Here is a 21,516-nt window from a genome sequence, read left to right as displayed (position 1 = left end):
GCTTTATACCGCGATTTTACTTCGGCACAATTTATCATCTACCGAAAAATTTAACACCTAATTCATTACGCTTGGTTTCATCATCAACTTGCGATAAGGCTTGTGCAATCTCGGTCATAGCTGCTGAACCTTCTTTACCACCATTAGCGACAGCTTGACCCCATTTTTGAACTTGTTCCGCTGAAATTTGTGTACCTTCAAGTGCTTCTTTCATAGCTTTATCGACGCCTTGACCGAATTCAGCCGCTTTGATACGACCTTCTTTTAGTCCATCTAAAAGATTATCAATCATTTGTATTCAACGTGACTCGCAACGTCACGCCCGTTCTCTTATGAACTGCTATACGTCACCGCATAGATTAGACTATATCTTCAACTACTTGAGTTGCTCCCCGTTTCGAGTGTCATTCGCTTACACCCTACATCTTTCGACTAGTCGTTGCACGTTCCTTAATTAAAAGGCTTCGCTCAGTATTGTCTCATTTGAGAGTTTCACTGAATTAAAGGAGTTTTTCATTGCATGTCGCCATACAAGGGAACTATAATCTAATTCCATGTTCCTGTTTCAACCCCAGCTGCCATGATTGCTTGGACCTCTTCAGCATTGTAGCCTGCTCGCGTCAGCTGACCACCATACTCAGCGATAATATCTAATTGTTCGGGTGGAAAACCCATTTTTAATAAGGCATCAGCCATACCGAGAGCGCCTTCTTGGGAAATCCCTAATTCATTTCCTATTTCATTTGTTTCTTGAATTAATTCAGTGAAATCTATACCTGCATATGCTTTAGAGATAACAGCTGCGCTTTTTACAAATGAAGCATTTGCTTCATCACTAACATTTTTATTTAAAGCCCATTGTCTTCTTACACCTTCAAGCGATTCTTCAGCATCTAATCCATATGCTGAAATGCCTCTTACTGCTTCCTCTACTGATTTTTTTGAGGACTCAGGAACATCGAAAGAAATATCAATTTTTGTTTGTAGCTTTGACATATCCATTGCTTTTTCAATAGCCGTTGCAATTCCGCCACCAGCTGCCATTCCACCGATAACATTTTCTAATCCAACTTTTAGACCTTCAAACTTCTTCTCAGTTCTTCCAGCTTCTTGTTGTAAATCTCTCAGTTCATTTCGTACTTGCTGAATTGAATTACCAGCATCTACAGATCGTAGTGCTCGCTGTAATTTCTCTATATCTGTTTCTGCCCCTAATGCTTCGCGGCCAATAATTCCAATCGCTTGCTCTAACTGACGACTTGTAGCTGTTCCATTTCGAATTGCATTCACAAGACGATTTCCTAATGCTCCTGCAAAATCATCGACGCTTTTTCCTGTAGCTCTAAACAATGTTTCTAATTGCCTTGTGGAACTCGCTACATTCTCTTGCTCAGCTTTCATGTTTCCTAGTTTATTTTTAAGACCATTAAGTGACCCTTCTGTAAATTCAATCTCACGTCTAAATGCACGATACTGTTCTTCAGAAATTTTACCGTTTTGGAATTGAGCTTGTACTTGTTGTTCCGCTGCTTTCAATTTATCTAGCTTTTGCGTTGTATTTTCAATCTGTTGCGTAAGTAATTTTTGTTTTTGAGAAAGTGCCTCAATATTCCCAGGGTCAAACTTTAACAACCGTTCAACGTCTTTAAGTTCTTTAGTTAAATCATTACTTCGTTTATTTACATCTTTTAAAGCATTTTGAAGTCCTGTGGTTTCTCCGGCAATTTCAATCGTAATCCCTTTAATTCTTCCTGCCATTTTCTCACCCCTTTCTTAGAATGAATCGAAGTCTTTTTGACCTGCTTTTCTAATTTTTTCTTTATCTGGATTCTCTAACTCAGCGAATTCAGCAATGTAATCAAAGCAATCACCAACGGTCATTTCTTCTAAATCACCTTGTGTTAAATTTGCTTTATAACAAAGAGCAAGAAACAATTCAGTGGTAAATTCTTCATCACTGAATGCCCCTTGCTCTCCATTGTTTTTCTTTATTTTTTTTTTGCTCCCATAGTGAGCTGAACTAATTCCATTACCTCTGGCATAATTTCTTCAATTGGGAATTCTTCAAATTCATCCAGCCATGTCATAGGATCAGGAATATTCGGATCAGCTGTTTTAGCGTATAACCAAGTTAAGTCATAAATAAGTTCAAAATCCACATTGCTTAAATCAACATTAGACATATCAATTGGTTGTTGTGAGCCACCTGGTGAAGTTACTGCACTAATTGCCCCTAATCCCATCAAATCTGCAAATAAATTTCGTCGGAATTGTGCTTTATATCGTTTAACTGTTGCTGCTGTAGCTTTTAATCTGACTTTTTTTCCGTCTATTGTAATTGTCTTTTCCATTCACTTACGCCCCTTTTGGTACTGCAGGTACTTTTGTATACACTTTTTTGTACCAATTATCATAAATTTCTTGTTTTGATTTAGTTGTAGTTTTCGTTTTAACCATACGTTTTCCATTAATATCAATAGGGCTTGATACAAATTTAAGCTCATTTGTATTTGGCTCTGCTGAATTAGTTTTCGTTTTAGAGGCAATCGTTGGACGGCTTGCTGAACAGTTAAACATAACATGTCGAGTCGCTCGTACATCGCCATCAAATTCAAACAATAAAGCAAATGGTTTTCCTTTTGCGTCAGCTAATTCATTTAATACACCATCTTCTGTGTCTAATTCCTCTCCCAATGCATCAACTGCAAATTGCTCTGGAATAGTCGCAATAGATAGCGTCCCATCATAACCTTGGTTATTACTTGCTGCATAGTAAAGCATGTCATCAGCGTAGAACTCAATTAGATCTCCTCGTGGATCAAAGGTTAATTCAACTGCACCTGGCAATCGAATCGGTGTACTGAATGTAATTGCACCATCTTTAATTTCATAGAGTGCATAGTGGACATTTTTCAGACCAAAAGCTACTTTATTTTCATTCATTTATATCAACCTCGTTTCATATATTTTTTGATACATTTTTTCAGATTCAATAAAAGTCCCGTACGAGTCATAAGGAATTTCATGATCGTCTAGGACTTTTTCAAGTTTTTCTTCAGCAACTAAATCTTTTTTAGTTGTGTAAAGTTCAATATTTGCATCGTCTATCTTGTGATACACCTTGTTATCAGCCATTAAATTTGCTGATCCATCCACAAGGAAACAAATATAAGGTGGCGCTGGCGCTGGTACTGGCTTACCTGGTGTTGCTATGAAATGCGAATAAGCCACAGGATAACCTGTAGCTTCAAGGATTTTTATTAACTCACCTAATGTCATTATTCAAGCGCCCTTTCAATACGTCTTGGCAACTCATCAATTACATATTGTTCAACTGGAAGGATATGAACTTGTGCCGGTACACGGCCACCACCGACTTTCGCATGTCCTTTTTCTAAAAGATGTGTTAATTGTCCTTGTGTATTATGGATAACAACACCATTACCTTCTTTTTTCTTACGCCAACCTTTACGATATGCACCTGTTTTTTTAGGGCTACCTTGCCTTAATTTTTCTACAGCTATATCAGCTACTTCTTCTTCTGCTGTCATTAACTCTTCTTCCACAACATTTGCATATCTTTGTAATTCTCTAGCAAGTTCACTCGTAAAATCGTTCATATTAAACATGCTCCTTTGCGATAATAGTCAATGTTTGATACATTTCATCATCATTCATTGGCGGTTCGATAATGTCAAAGATACGATCCTTCATTTTAATTCGCATTAATTCTGTAATATCAGAAGTATAAGGAATCACAAAACGATAAACTCGTGTAGCTTGTGAAGCCGAAGCTTCAATGTACTCGGAACCTTTCACCGTTTTTATCATTGACCAGGCTTTCTTTAATTCTTGCCAAGATGTTTCGATTACTTGGTTTAATTCATCTTTTATTACTACAGGTTGTTCAATGCTAATTCGATTCCTGAAATCACCTGTATTTAATGGTTTTTTATACTGAAAAGGACGCATATTAATCACCGTCCAACTTAATTTCTTCTAAAGCTTTTCCAATGCTTAAACTATTAATCTGGCTTAAAAAGTTCTTATCGAAATACTCTAAGGCATCGTTATAAACATAACGAGAACGTTCAAAGACTAATTCCTTGAACACCTCGTCAATATTAAGATTGTAATTACCACAAACCCTAGTTAAATCTTCATTGGATGCAAATAGGATGCGTCTCAGGTTGTCATCTTCATCATCACCTAATCGCATCCTATCTTTGAATTGCTGTAATATTTCATTTGAAATTACCTTATCCATTCACATCATTCCTTATTTAGTTGCTGGTGGAGTTGGTGGTGTAAAAGAAATTTTTAAATCATAAACAAGAGCCGCTTTATTATCTTTTGGTTTACCATTAGCAAACTGTTTGATTGTATAAAGCGTAGCATCTTCAATCGCTAATGTTTGGTCAAACTTTTTAAGTTTGTATCCACCTGCTATTGCTGCGATATATTGTCCTTTCACAAAGAATAACGCTTTTCCAACTGGAACTTCTTCAGATTCAACAGTTTGAATGTTATAAGGTAATGCCATTACCCATTGGCCATTAGCAGTTTGAATTGTGTTACGTGCTTGTACACCAATTGCATCTACAGGATTGACAACCATCACAATTTTATTTAACACTTTACGAGATTTTCCTTTTCCATCAACAGATAAAGCTTTTACTACTTCATAAAGCTCACCAGCAATTACTTCACCATTTTCAGAAGGAGCAAATGTTAATGTGCCGGATGATTTTTTATCAGTAACTGCGCCTGTAGTTGCATTTACATCTTTCATTAAACCTACTGGTTGATGCGCTACTGATCCGCCACCATTTACAAAGCCAAACTCTAAACCAACAGAATAACTTTCTACTAATAATGTTCGAACGTAACGCTCAACCCATACTGGACCTAATTCAAGCATGTCATTTGGAACAGCGCTAAATGCAGTTAATTTAAGTTGTCCAATTTGTTCTTCTCTAAAGGCTGCATTTATTTGTCCTCTAATATCACCGAATAATTCTCCCCATGCATACGCTTTTGTTGCGTCAGAATAAATAAACTTCGTTACTGCTCCTAAATCTTGCATTCCAATTGCTTCAAGTAATGGATGTTCAGTTACTAAATCTTCAAATACACGTTCTTGTGTAGTATATGGAAGAATTGAATCATCCTTAAATCCCCCATCTTGTACAACTGCATTAAAGAATTTACGTTCTTCAGACGTTAAAACGTTTTGTCCACGTGACGTCAAAATTTGAGCGTCTTGCGCTTCGATACGTGCTTGTGCTGAAATTTTTTCTGATAAATCCGTTACAAGAGTATCAAACATATCATCAAATGCTGCAGATAAATCCTCCATTTTTGTATCTTCCGCTTTCACCAGATTCATATATGCTTGTTTTTTCGCTTCAAAGTTTTCCATTGTACCTTTAATTTTCATAACCATAATTGTTTCCTCCTAATTTTTGAGAATTAAAAAAACCTTTTCCGTTTTTGATTGCCCTCCACTTGTAAATGTGGTGGTTCTGGATTAGGTTTATTTGATAAATTCATATTTTGTTGTAAGTTATTCGTTACCCTATTAATAATCTGTTCCAACTGTTCATCAGTAATACCACTATCACTTTCTCGATTATCAAATTCTACTTTGTCAGCAAAACCTTCTTGTACTGCTTGTTCAGCAGTAAACCACGTTTCAGCTTCTAATAAATCTGTAATCTCTTCACGACTTTTACCTGTTTTTTGCTGATAAATTGAAACTATCGACTCATCATACGCTTCGAGTGCATTCAATGTTTTTTGAATATCCTGCTTGTTTCCATAAGCTATTGTTGACGCTTCATGAATCATCATTCGTGAGCCTGTGCGCATAACAATCTCGTCAGCAGCCATTGCAATAATCGATGCAGCAGAAGCTGCTAGTGATGTAACTTCCACAATGACTTTTTTATCTAAGTCCTTTAAGTAATTATAAATCTCAACACCTTGATCGGCATCGCCACCACCACTGTTTAATTTAATTTTAACTGTAGATGCTCTAACTTCTTTCAAAGCGCTTCTTACACTTTCAGCACTAATAGCATCGTACCACCAACTGCTACTACCGATATAACCTGATAACACCATTTCGTGCTCATCATTTTCTGGATTAACTGCATTAGAAAACTGATAAGGAATATGTTGTATTTTATTTTTCATTCTTATCACCTCCTTCAATTGAATTTGCAGATTGATAATTCTTCGTAATTACAAATTCGTCTAGTTCTGGATTATTAGAGCGTTCAGCACCAAACAACTTCCTCACCTCATTTCTAGTGAATGCACCACTTGCTACTAATTTATCAACAGCTTCAGCATGATCTATAATATCTTTCTCTTTCACACCAGTTACTTCAATTTTTTCTCCTAATAGGAAATTCTTTTTTTCAATTAATTTCGCATTTAATTCATCTTCAATCTTTTTAATTAGAGGACTAATACAGAACTTTATATAGGCTTTAATTGATGTTTCGTAGTCTCCCATATCACCACGAACTAATGCCGTAGGAATACCTAAAATATTAGCCACATGATCTATTAAATCTTTTTTTAATTTTGATAGTTCCTCTACAGACCTTCCATTATTTGAACCATCGGCAATTTCCGTATAGTTAAAACCTTTTATTTTTGGAACGATTGCAAAAGCGTTTTTCCGAAACGCCCCAAACAATTTATCCATAAAGCTTTGTAATTTAGTAAGGTTTTCCCCCTCCAAATTCTGTGCGGATTCCATCTCGGCAGTTGCACGTATTTGATTAGAAAACATATTTGTCTCAATCATACGACTAAAAAGTTGAGTGTAATCCTTGAATATTCCACTCATAAATTTTGTCAATTCTTCATTGTTATAAGTAATGTAAATAACCTCGTCCATTTGAAATGACCTTTGGAATGTATAATCCTTTACGGTTACATTTTTAAACACATCAGGATATACTGCATATTCAACACGATCAAAATGATCAGCAATGAGTAAATCATTTTGATCTGTAAGAATTGCCAACACTTCATTATCAAGAATCAATTTATACACAAAATCTTGCCAAAAATCAGCTGCGCTTTGATCTGTATTGGGCCTAATATTCAATAAGTAATGCCAATCATTATATTGACGTGTATCCTTTTTCATCATCCGAAATTCAGACAACGAAACGGTTCGAGCAATAAAATTAATACAAGTTTCTAATGCTACCTTTTTTAAATACGCTCTTTGATTCGTTTCAATACCAAAGAAATCAAAATCATTTAGCATCATATTAATCTCTTTATTTTTACCAAGTACATCCGACAACCAACTCATATTTCCCCTTCACCCCCTTCTTAGAAGTTCAATGCATTCAGCAAGTCTAGCGCTGCACCAACATCTGTTTCTCTTACCTCATCTGCTCGATACATAGCATGTACAAATGCCTGGAATCCATCTGTTTTTCTGCGAACTGGTTCTTTCTTCTCATACATTTTATTTCCATCTTTTTTAATAACAACGAGTACATTATTGGTATACCAACGCATTATTGGATTATCACCAAATACAATTTGGCGATGTGCAAATGCAACTTCAATTCTAGGAGCAAGCAAACCATGAATAGCTCTCGGATTTCTAATTACTTCAACTTCAAATCCAGCATCCTCAAAAAGTGTTCTTAGTAAGTCCGCACGATAATTATCCATTATGATTTTTTTGATATCATAATAATTTCGCATTTCAACGAACCAAGCAACGATGGTATGCGGATCAATTGTTTCTCCTTCCACAACTGTCAGAAGGCCTTGCTCTTCCCATTCTCTAATTGGTGCAAACTTTTTCTTACCTGCAATTTCAGCATCATGCTTTTTGGAATAACTATAATATTTATCAACGAATTCCTTTCTAGCATACGAATGAGATTTCCATAAATAATCACCCTTACTTCTAAAAAGTAATCCACATGCTGCGAAATCACGAATACTTGCATAATCAAGTGCGCCGATACATTCATGACCTTGTAAATCTGGCAATTCGCGATTAGTTGCCGCAATCTCTTCCCATTTTGCAACTGACCTTTCTAAATCTGTAACAGGTAAATTCATTCGTTTTGTCATGAATTCTTCTCTATTACTTGGGTCATCTTCTAAATCTTCGTATTCTTCTTTTATAGTTTCAAGTAACCCCTCAGCATATTCGCTCAATGGTTTAGATAACATAGGATTAGCAAGTTCCCAATTATCAATATCATCCACTTCGTTTTCATCATTCAATTTACAGATAAAAGGAAAGACAGCATTCGGACGTGCTTCACCGTTCAATACCTTCATTGCCTTTTCTTTTTGCTTATCTAAGAAACCGTCACGAACATATCCATCTGTACCAATGTAAAATTCACGTGGGTTTTTCTTTTTCCCTAAACCACTGATATGAACACGGACATCTTTATTACTTTCGTATTGATGTATTTCATCAAATACTACAGCACCATCACGCAAACCATCTTTTGTATCACCGTTTGAAGTCCTAAACTTCAGTACACTTTCAGTAGCCTTTGAAACCGTTTGAGTTAACGTTGTTTTAAAGGCCCTCTTCAAGACCTCATTCTTCTTCACACATTTATGAACTTCATCAGGGCTTGTTTTCGCCTGTTCTTCACTATTCGCAACAACTGAAATGTTATACTCTGGAATGCCATGTAATTCACTAATTAAAAAATGAATAATAACAGAAATCAGACCATTTTTACCGCCGCCACGCCCTAACATCCATAGGAATTTACGATAAAATACACGTCCATTTTTCTTATAAAACAAAAAGACGAATGCTATTAAGAATTTTTGAAATGGTTGCATCGGAAAATACCACTTCTCACCGAAGTTAATACAATCCTCAATCATTTCATCATCAAAATACAAATCGTCTCTATTTAGAACGTATTTTTCTAGATATCCAATTAACAGTTCTCTTTCTTTATTGAACTTCACTTTCCCACTTCGATAAAGTTCAATATATTCTTCTACATATTTTTGCTTAATCATGTAAGATCACTTTTGTTATATCCTGTATCAGGGATAGTATTCTTAACAACAAACTTTATATCTCTCCCTAACGCAATTAAAGAACTGTTAATTTTATTCCTCTCACTTATAAGAGGGTGGGCCTTAACGAAAACTTGGGTTCCATTTTTGATTGTTACAGATTCCCCTTCTTTAGTTATCGTTTTATTAATTTTTCGAAATGCTTTAACTAGATCAATATAACGTTCCACCTTTTCAACTTCAACTAAATCTGTCGTATCAATACTATTCATTAACTGTTCCTTTAACCTTACAATACTAACAGCCATCTACCCACCCCCCCTTACGCGCGTATTTTCGAAAAAAACCTGACAGTTAACCCCCTCCTCCGGTGCCCCTTAGAGCATTTTTTGATGAAATATTTTAAGGGGGGGACTGTTTTCGAATCATTTTTACCACTTTTCATCGTGTTCCCATTTATTCTGTTTCTTTTTGAATGTTCTACCGTGTTCTTTATTGTGGCAATCCACACATACTGTTTCTAAATTGTTTATTTCTAACGCAAGTTCTGGATGATGTTCTAGTTCTTTTATATGATGGACAACGAGTTGTATCTTCTTACGCTTGGCACTCTCACTGTATTCATTAGTGTCTGTTTGAACACGACCATTCCGTTTACATTCCTGGCATTCATAGTTGTCACGCTTCTTTACTTGCTCACGTATACTCTTCCACTCACCACTGTCATAGAACTTACGCTTCTGTTGTTTGGTTTTGTATTCTTTCATAACCGATAAAGCTCCACTTGGTCTTCCACAATAGGATGATTATGTTGAATGACTTCAGTATTGAAACGCTTATTATCAGATGGTACATGTTCAATATGAATGTATGTCCGATTAATCTTATCTATCGATTGTGTTTCCCAATCAAATGCAACACGTAACTTTCTATCAATCTGTTTGCCTTTGTAATGAACTATCGGTTTAGCATCTATATCTGATAATGTAATTGTTAATAAAGGTTCTACAGTCTCGTTAGATTGCTTGTACTTCTCTAACTTCCACATATCCACAAAAGCACCGTTACATTTAGGACAAACCGTTACTTCTTGATACGCCTCTTTAGAAGGATAATTAACTCTATCCTGATGACCGCATGCTAAACATTTATGAGTATGATAATAGTTAATCTCTGTACGTACATCACACATATCCTTGCACTCCTTATCATCCTTTATTGCTTTCAGTTGCGCCATTTCCTTTTCAACCATCTTGTCTATTGGATCATGAGCTACAATCAAGGTTGCTTTTACTTGTTCGTGATTAGTAGCTTTGAATAATTTAATCACATCATGACCAAGAACCTTAACATCATGTGCAAACATTTTAAATATCCTAAACACACAAATCACCACCTATATAAAATTGTATTAACAAACCGTTCTCGCTCTTATGTTTTTAGGCTTACGATCTATAACCTGTGACCTCATTACTTTATGTTTAACATATCCGTATATTTGTTTAGGTGTTGCTGATTCATATTCACAATTAATAGATTGCATGTAAAGCTCAGCCATCTCTTTTATCCATTCCCAAGATTCTAAAATCCATTGGCTAATAACTTCACATGCTTTATGTAATTCATAGAACTCTTTTAATCGAATCTCAATGTCATCTTGCATCACCCTCACCCCTTACACTTAGATCCTTTCTCCATTTATCTTTTTCCAATAATTCTTTTATTGATGTTTGTTCTAGGTATTCCACAGAATAAAACATAGGCTTCCCACCATATAGCTTGTAATACTTAACATCTATTCCAGACTTTTTGTGCGCTTTTTCAAGTGGTTTAAGGTATTTGATATATGCTTTCTTATCAACAGACATAAGACCAAGTGCAGCAATCTTACCTTTTAAAACGCTATCCAATTATCCTCACCTCTTTTTTTATGTTTACTGTTTTAAAAACTCATCTATCGCTTTATCCAATACACTAATAAGTGATTCTCTTGTTTGTTTTGGCGTCATATCATCATTAATCTCATTATGTTGAGCTACAGCCTTTTCTAATTTCTGTGGATCGATGTGTTGCTTTACTAATTCCAAACCAATAACATTGTTGATTAAATGGCCGACGATAACTGTTTGTTCTTGTTTATTTAGTTTCATTCATTTCACTCCCTTTAATTACACGACATTTGATTGAATCGGCTGTATGTTCGACAATAGATTCCGCTACAACTCTTCCATCTAATGAAACTCCAACTTTACAATCCATAGGAATGGATTTACTATCGTTAATCTTCTTAATTATTTCAGATTGTTTATTTATCAATTGAACATGAGTTATATCCGCTTTCGTTACTAATCCCTTTTCTAACATATCAACCTTTCTATTCAATGCTTCTACTGCCGTTGAAACATGAAGTAATGTTTGTTTTAGACCATCTCTATCTCTTTGTAAATCGTTAACGCTTTTTTCTAAATTAGCAATTATTTTTGTTATAGATTCCATCCTTCATCCTCCTCCAAAATAAAAAGCACCCGAATGGATGCTTTGAAATGGGTTATTAATTTATACTTTAATTCCGGTATGTGAAGTTTTATTCTTCTCTCAGCTAACAACCGCGACAGACACCATCGGAAAACTTATCAGGTTCTCCTGATTCTGTCTACCTAGGATGTTGTTAGCTCAAAGAAGAGCAAAAGCTCTCCCTAATAACGGTAACATTCAATCATTACCATCTGCTGGTTTCGGATTTTATGTGCCATCATTATGAAATCGTTTAGACAACATATAGTTTATAAAGGAACATTGTGAGTTGTGTTTTCCGCCACTTCTCACAATACAAATATATCACGTGAATTCCAAAACAACCGGCACATTTCCTGCCAAAAAGCGGTCACGACTCTGCCACTTATTTTCCCTACCAATATCCTAATTTACTCTTTGCAACTGTTTTACCTAATTTATTAGTTTTTGGCAACTATTCTCTTGCCACGCTCTTTCTCTAATGACTTACCCATATCTTGTATTGTGTGTAACTGACCCCTTCGCCAAATCCCTTGGTATCATTGACTTAATTAAACTTTCCCTTTTGAGTTACACAGTACAAAATTTATGAGTAACTGTATAGATTTAAAAAGAAAAAGCAATGCTTAGATTTTAAACCTAGTCATTGCTTTATCCATTGCATCTTGGTTTACACCTATATAACGTAACGTGACCTTCTCTGATGAGTGATTGAATATCTCCATAAGTAATGCTATGTTTTTCGTTTGCATGTACATATGATACCCGTACGTCTTTCTCAATGTATGTGTTCCTATTTCATCTAAACCAAACTCTGCCGCCGCTCCGCTTAATATCTTATATGCCATGCTACGACCGATTGGACGATTACTGCCTTGTCTACTTTGCAATAAGTACTCATTATCTTCTCTTTCTTCAATAAACCATTTAAGTTCTCTTTTCAATGCTGCAGTAATTTGTATTCGTTTCTGTTTCCCAGTTTTCTTTTCTCTCATAGATATATGACTACCTTTGACATCTCCTACCTTCAATTTCAAAATGTCCGAGATTCTTAGGCCTGTATTGATTCCCATAATGAAGAGAATGTAATTACGTAAGCTCTTTTCTTTAAAATAATCTTTTAGCTGCTGTATTTCTTCTGGATCACGTATTGGCTGAACAAAATTCATTATTCATTACCTCCAGTCTCTTCTGTCTCGTAAACTTCTAATCCGAGTGCAAAAGCAAGCTTATAAAACGCTTTAGACTTCCAACGTCGATAAGTACGCTCTGACATTCCAATTTCGTTATAAACCATGTAATCACATACATCCTCTTCTTCTAAATAACGTTTATAAATGATATCCCTTTGGATGATTCCTGCACGCCCATTTCCTAATCGATTTAGAAATTGATTAATACGTAATGACATTATTGCTAACCATTCTTCTCGTTTACTTTGTTGGATATTTGCTATAGCAACATCTTCTAACGGCTTACCAACTGTATGTGTAGGACCGTGCTCGCGTATTTCATAAGAAGGAGTGACTTTCATTTCTTTACGCATCATCCCGAATTGTCTATGTATACGTACGCTTTCCAACACACCTTCTAATTTCTCTTGTGTCGCTATTCTATCAATTTTTGGTAAGAAAGATAATTGTTTAGTCATGTAAGACCACTCCTTTTTATTTTTAGATTACTTTTGTCTTATTGCTCCACGTCTTCGTTCATAACAAGGTCTATGCATCCCCATTAAATCCTCAATTTCACGAGTGCTAAATTTCTCTTTTCGTTTTTTCTTCTTTTTCTTTTTTGCTTGATTCGATTGCTTTTTCCATTCACGTAACTGATCCTTTAACCCCTTCATTTCCCCATCTCCCTTTTCAAAATAAAAAGGACACCTATTCCTAAAACAGCTTTTATTGCTGCTTTAATGAATTGGTGTCCTCTAGTTTTCTAGCCGGACTATATTTGTTTGCTTTTAGCTTTCTTGCTTCCCTTATAAAATCCATATCTATGATCAACTTCTGAAATCAAAATTACAAGTACCATAATAATTCCAGCTTGTATGAAGCTTTTCGCATTACTAAAGGTCACAAACATGATGATTAAGTAAAGAGCCAAATACATTCCGAAAAACTGTTTACCATTCATTTTCTATCCCTCCAGTACTGTTATTTTATTATTCCAGCTTTCACAAAAATATTTCTCCAAGCGTTATCAACTTGATATTTCTCTACTGCCTTTGTGCGACGCGCGATAGCTTTTCTAATTTTTCTTTTCTTTAAATTAGTCATTATCCTAACCTCGCTTTCTATTAAAAGGATTATTTTGTTCAGTTTTTCTTTATTTTGAGAAATTCAATACTACTATAAGGAATTAAAGTTCCATTACATTCAATAGCACCTTTCTTGGTATAATCCACTTTCTTCATTTGTTCCCACGTTTTTTTCATTTCCTGTTCAGTATCAAATATCCACCCTAAACTTCTTCCGCTTTTAAGATTAATCTCAATCATTTCCCTCTACCTCCTTATTAATATCGAAAAGAAATATAACTCGGATTTACCACGCTAGTTACAAATGATTCGCTATAAAAATACTTTGGTTTAACATGAAACCTCTTGCAAAGCACTTGTATTTGATTAAACGATGGAATGATTCTTGATCGCTCTATCTCAATCAACTTATTAATATCAACATCTAACAATTCAGCAACTTGTCCTTGAGTCATTCCGAATAAATGCCGAAGTTCCGTTAACTTCTCCCCGTTAAAATTACTCACAATATTTCGGTCCCTTCTGAATAAAACTCAATATTCCGTCAATACTATAGACAACCCATTAAGTTACTTTCTCCTTGTTCCCCCTTGGAGATGAGCAGTTAGCTTTTGCTAGCTGCTCTTTTATCGTTTTGGATGGCCACACGCCTCTGTATAATCCCAGTATCCTTTACACTTAGTTGAATTAGGTGTCATTTTGAAGTCTGCTAAGCTTTCCGATACGCATTCCTTTGAACTAGAACGATTAGGAAAATACATATTCCAGTAACACTCTGTACAGCTACATGTTAATTCTTGATCACCTTGTACTTGGGCCACCTTAGTAAATAACGCTTCAAATTCATCAACCATATCAATTCCCCCTCGAATAAATCCTCAAATCTTGTTCATACTATAAATACACTTGTATTCTGAACTTCCTTCTTAACGTTTTTTTCAGAGAGCAGTTAGCTTTTGCTAGCTGCTCTTTTAAATTTACGTCTATTACTTCTTCTGTCTTCTCTTTTTGCAATCCACATTGGATCTATCCAGCCAAACCACGCCGAAGACCATTCTTGCTTCTCTATAGTGAAGTTACGATGTAATTTCCGCTTTCGGCTACGCTCTTTGAGTTTTTTTAGCCGTCCATGCTCTCCACTAGCAGTTAATGTAGCTCTCCATCTATACATCCTCATATATATCCCTCCTTTTCTACAAAATGAAATTTTTATTTGATTATTTTCGCATAACATTTTCAACCCTGTTCATACTATAGTTGTAATTCGCAATTACAACAGCAATATTTGTTTAGCACCGTTTTCTTTTTTTACCAGGACAGCTAGCGTGATTAGCTAGCTGTTTAATTGTATAAAATGAAGTTTTTATTAAATACATAAAAATTTTTCCAACCTTCAACATACAGGATTTATGAATTAAATCTAGTAATATATAATTTATCTCCATGTAAAACTTTATCCTTAAATTTTTTAAAAAGGCCTACCCTCACAACAGGCCTTTTTAAAAAGGGGGGTTACTAAAACAGCGTTTTTATTAAATTTTTTCACCCTTATAAAAATCTCACATATAATACCATGTACCTCTACCAGCAAGAGGGATAACTTTTATCAAGAGCACTTCTATAAGTGCTCTTTTGTATTTCATAATTAAATAACCTCTTTATATAAAAATTTTTCACCTTTTAATCAGACAAGCATATATTATTGTGTAGGGCACTCCACAGTCCATACGTTCAAACCTTTTAGTCTAGAAGCACACTTATATGTGTGCTCTTTTTTTATTTGGTTTCAAATAACGATTTTGTTCAGTTGTTTATTTAGTATGCGTACCTTCTACGCCTCGTTTTTCCCTACCCAAAGTTCTTTTTCTAAGCCATAGTAACGCCTCTTCTAGCTTAGTGATTGCCATTGAGTTCTCTTTACAACGGAAATCCGTTTGATTGAAATGTTCAAGGCGACAAATAACCATAGCGATAAGATCCTCATTCATTACACCGTTAATACCAGCTTCTTGGATTGGTCCTTCTTGAAAATTAACCTCTCCAACCTTTAAAGGTAATGGATTATCGTTATCGACGTTATTAGGATTGTACATAACGATTCCAGTGTTAGCATAAACTTCAAAGTGATGTGGAGCATTGTTTGTAAACTCCTCTTCGTGAAATACCTCAGTGTACTTTCTCGTTAGCAAATCATGTTCTAGTCTTTTCATTTTTCATTTCTCCTTTTCTATTCAAATAACGCTTTTGTTCAGTTTTCTTTTTCTTCATAATCTACAAATTGGTTTTTAAAGAAGAACTCTAACGGTATATCAGAATGACGTCCGTTATCTTTATACTTAGGTGAATACGTAAGTACACAATTTTCAATAGTAAAAGCAAGTGCCATTGGCGCACCTTTACGCTGTATCCAATGTGTTTTCATTCGTTCAATTGCTTCAAATCCCGTATACGTCTCCATCTTTTAACCTCGTTTCTTATAAAATTCAAATTTTGTCTTACTTTACATCTACACGCGCTTGACTTGCTTCTCGACTAAAACCATCCGGATATCTTTTAGCTAATTTTGCGATATTCATTTGAGCAATATCTTCTAAGGTATATCCCATTTCGTGAGACATGATCGAAATGTAGTACAAGATATCTCCCAGCTCTAAAGCGATTTTATGCGTATTCCCTTCTTCTTCTCCTGGACAATGAGCTGGATCAAATCCATGACCATGAAAAATAGCTTTTTTTACAATATCAGCAACCTCACCAGACTCTCCCGAAAGCCCTAATGCTGCATTTAAAACACGTCCACCAAAATCCTGATTTGTATTCCATGTACGTAATGCCGCTTCTTGATATTGATCTAATTCACAAATTTGATTGTTGCTCATAAAGGCTTGTCCTTCCTTTGATTTACTGATTAATTTAGTTACTTCCATAACGCTGTTTTTCATTGCTTTCATTTTGATTTCCCCTTCCTATTTAGCAAATCCCTAATCCTATTGGACGATTTTCAATTAAATACTTATCAGCTTGATCTATTACAAGAAGCGCAACTTCCGCTTGGTGTCTCCTTAACGCTTTTGCCATCTTTGGTAAGCTCATACCTTGACTCCACATTTCACGAAAACGTACCACATCTCTTTCATCCCAAATGAAGTTAGCCTCTTCTAAAGCGATGTATACCTTCAAGCGTGATTCCTTCATCGCTTCATGATTTCTTGCTACACTCATAAGCGAACCCACTTTCTAAAAATAATTATTTTATCTTTTCAGTAAACTTAGTATCCACACGATCTACTTTACCGTTTACCCAAATCGCAACTTGCTCACCGAATCCGCTCATAGGTGGATTTACTGCCGTTACATTTCCGTCCTTCACTATTAAAAGTTTGTTGCTGCTAACATCGATTTCTATTTTTTTCATATGTCCCTCTCCCTTTTACTACCGCATGTACTCGACAACATCAGGTTTAAAGCCACTTCCTAAATAAACCCTTACCGGAATTATTTCTTTTTTATCCCTTGCTGCCTTACACAATTCTTCAGCTGTATCCCAATTGAAAAACTTATCTACAGCTCTTTGAAATCTCCATATTGCCATTACATATTGTTCAAAGATGTCATAGCGATCATCTTGTTTAGTTGTGCGTGGTAACTCATCCGTACACTTTGCATTCTTTGGAACTTGGACGCGTACATCAGCGTATGTATTGCGTCCAGTTCCTTTTTTAACATTGGCTTTCATTACATCAAACTCACAAATCGCTGGCTCTACTTCGAAAATATTTAGTTGTTTAGCCATGTGCCATTTCACTCTTTTCAAGAATGTCCAGTAGTTCAGTTGCTCCTTCTTTACTTAGAAACATTCTTCCATCAAGTAATTCAATATTTGATTCAGAAACTTGGCCCGTTACAAAGCATGACTTGTCATGTTTTCTTAAAACAATGTTTTCCCCTTCAACATGAAAGCCTAATGCTGTACCTTCAGCAATTCCTAAAATTCTGCGTAACTCTACTGGAATTACCACACGCCCTAGCTCGTCCACTTTTCTTGCAACACCTGTGTTTTTCATTCCTTTCTCCCCCTTGTTAACTAACTTTTTGTTGTTGATTCCGTTGCAACTCTTGTTTCATTGATTCAAATTTTATTAACCATGCTTGCCAACGCTTATCGTTGTCTTCTTGCTGTTGCTTTGCTACTTCACAGTTACATCCTTCCGTTAGACCTACACCTGGATAAATTTCTTTACGAATAATTCCTGTATTACGGCATAATACACACATGCTTATACCCCCTTTTTAAAATTACGTAATCTATAATTATCCCCATGCATTTCTAACATTTCAGCGTTTTCCATCATCCGACTAAAATCACGTTCTCCATACATTCCTGCTAATTCACCAATCGTAAAATTAGTAGTAAATAAAGTACTTTTACCTATACGGCTATCTACAATTTCATTTGTCTTCGTTTGTTTCCAAGTGACGCCTTCTTTATCTTTCTCTGTGAATTCCGCTCCAAAGTCATCGATAATCAAAACATCAACTTTTGCTAGTAGTGACATAAGCTTGTCTTCTGTCATTTCACTGTTTTTATTCCAAGTGGATTTGATTTTGGTAAATAACTTATTCATTTGAATAAACATTGCACTGTGACCCTTTTTCATAAGTTCTTTAGTAGCTGCTACACACAAATGACTTTTTCCTACTCCATAATCTCCCGTTATTATCATGCTTGTTGCTTCTTCTTTATTGAATGAAGCTACAAAATGCATGATTGTTTCTTTCGCATCAGCTAATTCCTTTTTCGTTGGTACATAATTTTCAAATGTAGCTTTTTTGAGTTTGTCATTTATTAAGCTGTTATCAGCAAATGAATCATACAAATGAATGATTTCATTTTTCTTTTTTATAGCAAGCGTCTCTATAGCTAATTTCTGATCTTCCTTTTCTACCGATCTACATTGAGGACAAAACTCCTCAAGTGTTTCTGTATCTATCAACATGCGTTTGCTGCAAACATCTTTGAAATTTTCTTTTCCTACTAAAAATACATTCGTACATCTATTAGGCGACAATACATATCTTTGACTAGCGTTTTGAGAAGTCGTATTTTTGAATGAATTCATTGTCTTTGTGCTTTTTAGAGCTTGCATTTGAATTCTCTCCTTTTACTGTTTCGTTCAAATAATTATCAAAATGTTTTAGAGCAAACAATGTACTTGGTCTTAGATATTGATCAAGAGGTTTCCCTTCTTTATCAAACTTTCCAAGCCATTGTGATACCTTGTTATCAATGACGGTTTTGAAGTTTTCAACTGTATAACCTTCATTCCATCTCGCTCTAATTAGTTTTTTGTGACTCTCGGCTTTATGATTAAAGTTTTTATCTGCTTTTTCATTTAAGTAATTTAGGATTTCTTGATAAGGGATTAATACTTTTGTATCTGATTCGTCAGAAGAAGATATATTAATTATTTCTAATTCTTTATCTTTATCTAATTCTTTATCTTCTTCTATATCTATTGCGTGACTTCGCGTGATTGTCTCGTGACCGTCACGTGACATCTCCAATTTAAGTTTTTCTCTCTGTTTTTGTTTGCGTAATCGGTTTTGCTCACGTATTTTTTCTAATCCATCAACGTTTTGATGTTTTTCCCAATTCGAAATACAAATGTACTGATCATCTGTTATCTCAATCATTCCAAATTGTTGAAATGTTTGAAGCGCCAATCTTACTGTTGCAATTGGTCTGTTAAACAGCGTTGCAAGCATTTCATCAGAGTAAGGAATGTTTTTACTAAGAAAAATATACCCACTTGCATTTGTTTTCCCGGCTTGCGCTAATAATCTAATCCATATAATTAGTAAGGTATCAGCTTCAGGCATGCTTTCGATTAAACGTATTTTTTCATCCTCAAACATACTAGTTGAAAGCTTTATCCATTTAACTTCTGACACTACAACTACCTCCTCGTACAAACTGCCACATATGCTTGTCCACTTTCGATAATCCGTTGAATTCCATAATTTGGATATCCAACACTAAAATACTGTTCAATCATTTTCTTTAATTCATCTTTGTTTTTTGCTAAGTCCCAGAACTTATTAGGTAATAGCACTTGATATTCAATTAAATCCATGTACTATTTCACTACTTCCCGTGGTATACTTATAACAACTTATTTTTTTCAAAGGACCCATTGCCGTGGGTCTTTTTATTTTGTTCTACTCCACTCCATGCCCATGCTTTTATTGGTTCATAAGTGATGTAAAACAACCATGAGCCACATGCGATTACCATTGCTAATATAGCTAATGATGTTGTATCTTCGATCATGCTGACACCCCCTTTTCTAGCCAATTAAAGAATGCATCTCTTGGAACTACTTTCTTTCTCCCAATTTTCACTAAAGGAAAACCTTTTTGATCCATAATGTCGTAAGCTGTTCTTTTGGCTATTCCTAATATTTCTTCTACGTGTGTTACGTTTAACATAATTGGATAATCGTTTGCGCTATCATTAGCAACTGGAATACTATCTAATTTTTCTACAGTTGTTTGTCTTTCATCTTCTTTATTGAAGCGAAGTAACTCAATAGCCTCCCAAAACTCTTCATCCCTCCATCCCTTTTGAGCTGAAAACTTTGTAATTGCCAACGCTATTTGAACTGTTGCATTCTTCATTTTTTATATCTTCCTTTCTTTTTATAAAATTTTAATTTTGTAATTAAGAAACATGACCATCGAATAAATTAGGTCTTTCAGGCGGATACCATCCAGAAATGAATTTCATTGCATTTTGATAGTATTTCCGTGGTATTTTATCGTATTTAGCTACCCCGAAATGCCTTTTTAATGCTCCATACACTCCTTGATAAGATGCGTTATCATAACCTTCTTTTCTTAGTTCAAAAACACGTTGTTTCACTTTTCGTTGAACAGCACCTTTGTTTTGTTCAGTAAGCCAAAGCTCATTATCTACTAAAAGTTTCATTTTGTTCATTTCTTCTTCCGTATGATCTTGGCGTGATTTGATTTGTTTTAATTCAGTCATGCTGTAAATAATTGAATCTTCAACTGAAGGTTGCTGCTGTTTTTGAATGTATTCTTTCATCCGTTTGAATTCTTCGATGAACTTTACTTTCATTTTCATTGCTTCGATTGTTGTATAAGACATCATTACCATTACAAATCCATCTTCGGTTAGATCGTATTTTGATCTCCATTCTTTCTTAGCGTCGTAGTATCCAACCGGAGCAATGTTGCGTTGGTTAAAATCAACTTCACCAGCTTCATTAAGTTTTTCTACATGCTTTCTGATATCTCTCAATACATCCGAGTGACGTTTACCTAACACTTGAGCTAGCGTCAAACTATCAGTTATAACTTCGTTTTCTTTCATAAATACCAATTTACTAACTGGATGCTGAATAACTTGTAATTGATTCATTTTCATGAAACCTCCTTATTTTGATTTATTATTTTTGATTTATATTTAGATAAAAAGAACTTTTTGTTCGATTTATCCTTAAAAAAAACATCCTCTATGGATTCTCCTAAGTAATCTGATATTTTTTTAGCTGTTTCCATTGAGGGGGTTCTTTCTTTGCTGTCTATCATCCTTATGTATCGTTCTGTAACACCACAATGTTTAGCTAATTCTTTATAAAGGATTGAATGTTTCATGTTTACCACCTTCCCTA

General features: G+C 35.0%; 42 protein-coding genes and 2 pseudogenes. All 44 read right to left on the bottom strand.

Going from position 1 to position 21,516, the window contains the following annotated elements; genetic code table 11:
* Positions 1 to 40: 40 nt before the first annotated feature.
* A pseudogene (locus MHH27_RS02150) lies at positions 41 to 289 on the bottom strand (hypothetical protein); the annotation flags it as partial.
* A gap of 260 nt (positions 290 to 549) precedes the next feature.
* Positions 550 to 1,758: pseudogene (locus MHH27_RS02145) on the bottom strand (hypothetical protein); the annotation flags it as partial.
* Between the two features lie 15 nt (positions 1,759 to 1,773).
* Positions 1,774 to 1,935, bottom strand: a complete 162-nt coding sequence (locus MHH27_RS02140) for a hypothetical protein (protein WP_098366180.1) — start codon at positions 1,933 to 1,935, stop codon at positions 1,774 to 1,776.
* Positions 1,936 to 1,988: 53 nt separating this feature from the next.
* Positions 1,989 to 2,351, bottom strand: coding sequence for a hypothetical protein (locus tag MHH27_RS02135; RefSeq protein WP_069355651.1), 363 nt, complete (start codon positions 2,349 to 2,351; stop codon positions 1,989 to 1,991).
* Between the two features lie 4 nt (positions 2,352 to 2,355).
* Positions 2,356 to 2,943, bottom strand: a complete 588-nt coding sequence (locus MHH27_RS02130; RefSeq protein ID WP_076876172.1) for a major tail protein — start codon at positions 2,941 to 2,943, stop codon at positions 2,356 to 2,358.
* Positions 2,944 to 3,279: a hypothetical protein gene (locus MHH27_RS02125; protein ID WP_340941503.1), complete on the bottom strand. Its 336-nt coding sequence runs from the start codon at positions 3,277 to 3,279 to the stop codon at positions 2,944 to 2,946.
* On the bottom strand, positions 3,279 to 3,620 hold the full coding sequence (locus MHH27_RS02120; RefSeq protein WP_340941501.1) for an HK97 gp10 family phage protein: 342 nt from the start codon (positions 3,618 to 3,620) through the stop codon (positions 3,279 to 3,281). Before MHH27_RS02120 ends, MHH27_RS02125 begins: the two co-directional genes overlap by 1 nt.
* A 1-nt stretch (position 3,621) precedes the next feature.
* Positions 3,622 to 3,972: a phage head closure protein gene (locus MHH27_RS02115; RefSeq protein WP_340944807.1), complete on the bottom strand. Its 351-nt coding sequence runs from the start codon at positions 3,970 to 3,972 to the stop codon at positions 3,622 to 3,624.
* A gap of 1 nt (position 3,973) precedes the next feature.
* Positions 3,974 to 4,267, bottom strand: coding sequence for a hypothetical protein (locus MHH27_RS02110; protein WP_016125626.1), 294 nt, complete (start codon positions 4,265 to 4,267; stop codon positions 3,974 to 3,976).
* Between the two features lie 12 nt (positions 4,268 to 4,279).
* On the bottom strand, positions 4,280 to 5,440 hold the full coding sequence (locus MHH27_RS02105; RefSeq protein WP_374058638.1) for a phage major capsid protein: 1,161 nt from the start codon (positions 5,438 to 5,440) through the stop codon (positions 4,280 to 4,282).
* Positions 5,441 to 5,472: 32 nt separating this feature from the next.
* A complete protein-coding gene (locus MHH27_RS02100; RefSeq protein WP_000791073.1) occupies positions 5,473 to 6,198 on the bottom strand; it encodes a head maturation protease, ClpP-related in 726 nt (241 codons plus the stop codon).
* Positions 6,188 to 7,339, bottom strand: coding sequence for a phage portal protein (locus tag MHH27_RS02095; protein ID WP_046392743.1), 1,152 nt, complete (start codon positions 7,337 to 7,339; stop codon positions 6,188 to 6,190). The genes MHH27_RS02100 and MHH27_RS02095 overlap by 11 nt, the downstream gene beginning before the upstream one ends.
* Positions 7,340 to 7,359: 20 nt before the next feature.
* Positions 7,360 to 9,045, bottom strand: coding sequence for a terminase large subunit domain-containing protein (locus MHH27_RS02090; RefSeq protein ID WP_016125622.1), 1,686 nt, complete (start codon positions 9,043 to 9,045; stop codon positions 7,360 to 7,362).
* Positions 9,042 to 9,353, bottom strand: a complete 312-nt coding sequence (locus MHH27_RS02085) for a P27 family phage terminase small subunit (RefSeq protein WP_016125621.1) — start codon at positions 9,351 to 9,353, stop codon at positions 9,042 to 9,044. Before MHH27_RS02085 ends, MHH27_RS02090 begins: the two co-directional genes overlap by 4 nt.
* Positions 9,354 to 9,476: 123 nt before the next feature.
* A complete protein-coding gene (locus MHH27_RS02080; protein WP_340941497.1) occupies positions 9,477 to 9,812 on the bottom strand; it encodes an HNH endonuclease in 336 nt (111 codons plus the stop codon).
* A complete protein-coding gene (locus tag MHH27_RS02075) occupies positions 9,809 to 10,237 on the bottom strand; it encodes a hypothetical protein (protein WP_340944804.1) in 429 nt (142 codons plus the stop codon). The genes MHH27_RS02080 and MHH27_RS02075 overlap by 4 nt, the downstream gene beginning before the upstream one ends.
* 219 nt (positions 10,238 to 10,456) lie before the next feature.
* Positions 10,457 to 10,708 (bottom strand): hypothetical protein, encoded by a 252-nt coding sequence (locus MHH27_RS02070; RefSeq protein WP_340941495.1) that lies wholly within the window; start codon positions 10,706 to 10,708, stop codon positions 10,457 to 10,459.
* Entirely contained in the window at positions 10,698 to 10,955 is a 258-nt protein-coding gene (locus tag MHH27_RS02065) for a hydrolase (RefSeq protein ID WP_340941493.1), read from the bottom strand. The genes MHH27_RS02070 and MHH27_RS02065 overlap by 11 nt, the downstream gene beginning before the upstream one ends.
* A gap of 24 nt (positions 10,956 to 10,979) precedes the next feature.
* Complete coding sequence (locus MHH27_RS02060) at positions 10,980 to 11,195, bottom strand: hypothetical protein (RefSeq protein ID WP_340941491.1); 216 nt, start codon at positions 11,193 to 11,195, stop codon at positions 10,980 to 10,982.
* A complete protein-coding gene (locus MHH27_RS02055; protein WP_340941489.1) occupies positions 11,182 to 11,541 on the bottom strand; it encodes a hypothetical protein in 360 nt (119 codons plus the stop codon). Before MHH27_RS02055 ends, MHH27_RS02060 begins: the two co-directional genes overlap by 14 nt.
* Before the next feature lie 644 nt (positions 11,542 to 12,185).
* Complete coding sequence (locus MHH27_RS02050; RefSeq protein ID WP_069354856.1) at positions 12,186 to 12,728, bottom strand: site-specific integrase; 543 nt, start codon at positions 12,726 to 12,728, stop codon at positions 12,186 to 12,188.
* Positions 12,728 to 13,210, bottom strand: a complete 483-nt coding sequence (locus tag MHH27_RS02045) for an ArpU family phage packaging/lysis transcriptional regulator (protein WP_088065331.1) — start codon at positions 13,208 to 13,210, stop codon at positions 12,728 to 12,730. The genes MHH27_RS02050 and MHH27_RS02045 overlap by 1 nt, the downstream gene beginning before the upstream one ends.
* A gap of 27 nt (positions 13,211 to 13,237) precedes the next feature.
* Positions 13,238 to 13,408: a hypothetical protein gene (locus MHH27_RS02040; RefSeq protein ID WP_000677276.1), complete on the bottom strand. Its 171-nt coding sequence runs from the start codon at positions 13,406 to 13,408 to the stop codon at positions 13,238 to 13,240.
* Between the two features lie 98 nt (positions 13,409 to 13,506).
* On the bottom strand, positions 13,507 to 13,695 hold the full coding sequence (locus tag MHH27_RS02035) for a hypothetical protein (RefSeq protein ID WP_078400816.1): 189 nt from the start codon (positions 13,693 to 13,695) through the stop codon (positions 13,507 to 13,509).
* Between the two features lie 20 nt (positions 13,696 to 13,715).
* Complete coding sequence (locus MHH27_RS02030; RefSeq protein ID WP_000183173.1) at positions 13,716 to 13,838, bottom strand: DUF3983 domain-containing protein; 123 nt, start codon at positions 13,836 to 13,838, stop codon at positions 13,716 to 13,718.
* Positions 13,839 to 13,876: 38 nt separating this feature from the next.
* Positions 13,877 to 14,059 carry a hypothetical protein gene (locus MHH27_RS02025; RefSeq protein WP_021728831.1) on the bottom strand — a complete coding sequence of 61 codons (183 nt, stop codon included), beginning with the start codon at positions 14,057 to 14,059 and terminating at the stop codon, positions 13,877 to 13,879.
* 17 nt (positions 14,060 to 14,076) lie between these two features.
* Positions 14,077 to 14,325, bottom strand: coding sequence for a helix-turn-helix domain-containing protein (locus tag MHH27_RS02020; RefSeq protein ID WP_081097548.1), 249 nt, complete (start codon positions 14,323 to 14,325; stop codon positions 14,077 to 14,079).
* Positions 14,326 to 14,445: 120 nt separating this feature from the next.
* The gene (locus MHH27_RS02015; RefSeq protein WP_098648915.1) at positions 14,446 to 14,673 is read right to left on the bottom strand and encodes a hypothetical protein; all 228 of its coding nucleotides are present in this window, start codon (positions 14,671 to 14,673) and stop codon (positions 14,446 to 14,448) included.
* A 95-nt stretch (positions 14,674 to 14,768) separates the two neighbouring features.
* Positions 14,769 to 14,996, bottom strand: a complete 228-nt coding sequence (locus MHH27_RS02010) for a hypothetical protein (RefSeq protein ID WP_340941482.1) — start codon at positions 14,994 to 14,996, stop codon at positions 14,769 to 14,771.
* Positions 14,997 to 15,630: 634 nt separating this feature from the next.
* Complete coding sequence (locus tag MHH27_RS02005) at positions 15,631 to 16,029, bottom strand: hypothetical protein (RefSeq protein WP_340941480.1); 399 nt, start codon at positions 16,027 to 16,029, stop codon at positions 15,631 to 15,633.
* 38 nt (positions 16,030 to 16,067) lie between these two features.
* Positions 16,068 to 16,277, bottom strand: a complete 210-nt coding sequence (locus MHH27_RS02000) for a hypothetical protein (protein ID WP_011731650.1) — start codon at positions 16,275 to 16,277, stop codon at positions 16,068 to 16,070.
* A 37-nt stretch (positions 16,278 to 16,314) separates the two neighbouring features.
* Positions 16,315 to 16,770: a nucleoside triphosphate pyrophosphohydrolase family protein gene (locus tag MHH27_RS01995; RefSeq protein ID WP_098208517.1), complete on the bottom strand. Its 456-nt coding sequence runs from the start codon at positions 16,768 to 16,770 to the stop codon at positions 16,315 to 16,317.
* Positions 16,771 to 16,789: 19 nt separating this feature from the next.
* On the bottom strand, positions 16,790 to 17,041 hold the full coding sequence (locus tag MHH27_RS01990) for a hypothetical protein (protein WP_000109496.1): 252 nt from the start codon (positions 17,039 to 17,041) through the stop codon (positions 16,790 to 16,792).
* A gap of 25 nt (positions 17,042 to 17,066) precedes the next feature.
* Positions 17,067 to 17,234 carry a DUF3954 domain-containing protein gene (locus tag MHH27_RS01985; RefSeq protein WP_080451815.1) on the bottom strand — a complete coding sequence of 56 codons (168 nt, stop codon included), beginning with the start codon at positions 17,232 to 17,234 and terminating at the stop codon, positions 17,067 to 17,069.
* A gap of 18 nt (positions 17,235 to 17,252) precedes the next feature.
* The gene (locus MHH27_RS01980) at positions 17,253 to 17,612 is read right to left on the bottom strand and encodes a cell division protein SepF (protein WP_340941470.1); all 360 of its coding nucleotides are present in this window, start codon (positions 17,610 to 17,612) and stop codon (positions 17,253 to 17,255) included.
* Positions 17,605 to 17,883: an AbrB/MazE/SpoVT family DNA-binding domain-containing protein gene (locus MHH27_RS01975; RefSeq protein WP_340941468.1), complete on the bottom strand. Its 279-nt coding sequence runs from the start codon at positions 17,881 to 17,883 to the stop codon at positions 17,605 to 17,607. The genes MHH27_RS01980 and MHH27_RS01975 overlap by 8 nt, the downstream gene beginning before the upstream one ends.
* Before the next feature lie 16 nt (positions 17,884 to 17,899).
* Positions 17,900 to 18,094: a hypothetical protein gene (locus tag MHH27_RS01970; protein ID WP_340941466.1), complete on the bottom strand. Its 195-nt coding sequence runs from the start codon at positions 18,092 to 18,094 to the stop codon at positions 17,900 to 17,902.
* Positions 18,095 to 18,096: 2 nt separating this feature from the next.
* On the bottom strand, positions 18,097 to 18,939 hold the full coding sequence (locus MHH27_RS01965; protein ID WP_445687302.1) for an ATP-binding protein: 843 nt from the start codon (positions 18,937 to 18,939) through the stop codon (positions 18,097 to 18,099).
* The gene (locus MHH27_RS01960) at positions 18,902 to 19,771 is read right to left on the bottom strand and encodes a phage replisome organizer N-terminal domain-containing protein (RefSeq protein ID WP_340941461.1); all 870 of its coding nucleotides are present in this window, start codon (positions 19,769 to 19,771) and stop codon (positions 18,902 to 18,904) included. The genes MHH27_RS01965 and MHH27_RS01960 overlap by 38 nt, the downstream gene beginning before the upstream one ends.
* A 5-nt stretch (positions 19,772 to 19,776) precedes the next feature.
* On the bottom strand, positions 19,777 to 19,953 hold the full coding sequence (locus tag MHH27_RS01955) for a hypothetical protein (protein WP_086421888.1): 177 nt from the start codon (positions 19,951 to 19,953) through the stop codon (positions 19,777 to 19,779).
* Between the two features lie 29 nt (positions 19,954 to 19,982).
* Complete coding sequence (locus MHH27_RS01950) at positions 19,983 to 20,150, bottom strand: hypothetical protein (protein ID WP_176281419.1); 168 nt, start codon at positions 20,148 to 20,150, stop codon at positions 19,983 to 19,985.
* A complete protein-coding gene (locus tag MHH27_RS01945; RefSeq protein ID WP_086421887.1) occupies positions 20,147 to 20,497 on the bottom strand; it encodes a helix-turn-helix domain-containing protein in 351 nt (116 codons plus the stop codon). The genes MHH27_RS01950 and MHH27_RS01945 overlap by 4 nt, the downstream gene beginning before the upstream one ends.
* A 43-nt stretch (positions 20,498 to 20,540) precedes the next feature.
* On the bottom strand, positions 20,541 to 21,263 hold the full coding sequence (locus tag MHH27_RS01940; RefSeq protein ID WP_340941458.1) for a Rha family transcriptional regulator: 723 nt from the start codon (positions 21,261 to 21,263) through the stop codon (positions 20,541 to 20,543).
* Positions 21,264 to 21,265: 2 nt separating this feature from the next.
* A complete protein-coding gene (locus MHH27_RS01935) occupies positions 21,266 to 21,499 on the bottom strand; it encodes a helix-turn-helix transcriptional regulator (RefSeq protein ID WP_086421886.1) in 234 nt (77 codons plus the stop codon).
* Between the last annotated feature and the right edge of the window lie 17 nt (positions 21,500 to 21,516).

Origin of the sequence: Bacillus sp. FSL L8-0152, from assembly GCF_038006365.1 — a bacterium.
In the GTDB taxonomy this organism is placed as follows: Bacteria; Bacillota; Bacilli; order Bacillales; family Bacillaceae_G; genus Bacillus_A; species Bacillus_A cereus.
The sequence above is the reverse complement of the archived record's forward strand: the minus strand, read 5'-3'. Positions and strand labels throughout refer to the sequence as shown.